We start from the raw sequence: 1,182 nt of genomic DNA on the forward strand, positions 1-1,182 counted from the left end.
CATCGCGCCGGTGGCGGCGACCGCCGACGTGGCCTCCGTCGCCTCGCCGTCCCATGACGCCTCTGTGTGCCCCCGCGTCTCCGTGTGCCCCACCGCCTCCGTGTGCCCCGCCGCGCCCGTCACCTCGAGTGCACCGGTGACCGACCCCGGCTCGGGGCGGAACGTGGCCTCGGTCCCCGCGGTCGGCTCGTCGACCGTGGGCCCGTCATCCCATTTCCGGTAGCTCATCTCGGCTCCTCCGGCACGTAGGCCGGTTCGGGCATCCCGGGGCTCGGGCCGAGCCCGGAGAGCCACGTGGAGTACATGCGGTTCCACGTGCCGTCGGCCCGGATCCGCTCGAGGGTCGAGTTGACCTGCCGGACCAGCCCGTCGGTGTTGTTGCCGGGGGTCGACTTGGCGATGCCCACCCCGTACGGCTCCGCGTTGAGCTGCGGCCCGACGATCTCCAGGTACGGATCCTGGGCGGTGATGCCCACCAGGATCGCGTCGTCCGTGGTGATGGCGTCCACCTGGTTCTGCTGGATGGCCACCAGGCAGTCGGCCCACGTGTTGACCGACAGCACCGTGAGCCGCTGCAGCTCCTCCCACAGTCGGGAGGCCGAGGTGGTGCCGGCCGCCACGCACACCCGTCGGCCCTCGAGGTGTTCGATCTCGGTTATCCCGGAGCCCCGCACCGCCAGCACGCGCTGGTAGGCCTGGTAGTACGGCACCGAGAAGGTGATCAGCTCGCGCCGCGCGCACGTGATGGACATCGACCGGATCACCACGTCGACCTGGTTGTTCTCCAACGCCTCGATCCGGTTGACCGAGGTCAGGGAACGGAACTCGACCTGGCCGGGATCGCCGAAGATGTCCCGGGCGATCTCGCGGGCCAGGTCCACGTCGAAGCCGGTGAGCTGCCCCGTGCCCGGGTCACGGAAGGAGAACAGGTTGGAGCCCTGGTCCAGCCCCACGATCAGCCGCCCCCGCTGCCTGATGCGGGGGACGCGCTCCTCGGGCGGGGCGTCGTCCGGGCGCAGGCTCGGCAGCGGGTCGCAGGACTCGTCGGGGGTCACCTGGGGGAGTCCGGTCGGGCCGTCGGTGCTGATCACCGCGCCGGCCGGCAGCGGCATCACCGCGGACACCTCCGGGATCCCCACGTGATCCGACTCGGTGGACTCGGAGATCATCTCCCGGTCCGGC

The 1,182-nt window shown here is 71.3% G+C and carries 2 protein-coding genes; both read right to left on the reverse strand.

Annotation, left to right across the window (positions count from 1 at the left end):
* A partial coding sequence (locus G6021_RS15020) for a hypothetical protein (protein ID WP_182641628.1) occupies positions 1 to 228 on the reverse strand: 228 nt, incomplete at its 3' end.
* Positions 225 to 1,169, reverse strand: a complete 945-nt coding sequence (locus G6021_RS15025) for a glutamate ABC transporter substrate-binding protein (RefSeq protein ID WP_182610732.1) — start codon at positions 1,167 to 1,169, stop codon at positions 225 to 227. The genes G6021_RS15025 and G6021_RS15020, both read right to left, overlap by 4 nt.
* Positions 1,170 to 1,182 lie beyond the last annotated feature (13 nt).

This window comes from Dietzia sp. CW19, from assembly GCF_014145265.1.
Taxonomy (GTDB): domain Bacteria; phylum Actinomycetota; class Actinomycetes; order Mycobacteriales; family Mycobacteriaceae; genus Dietzia; species Dietzia natronolimnaea.

What these genes read in the sequence shown, in the direction of transcription:
- G6021_RS15025 (WP_182610732.1), bottom strand. Translation starts at nt 1,169, where the DNA reads ATGATCTCCGAGTCCACCGAGTCGGATCACGTGGGGATCCCGGAGGTG.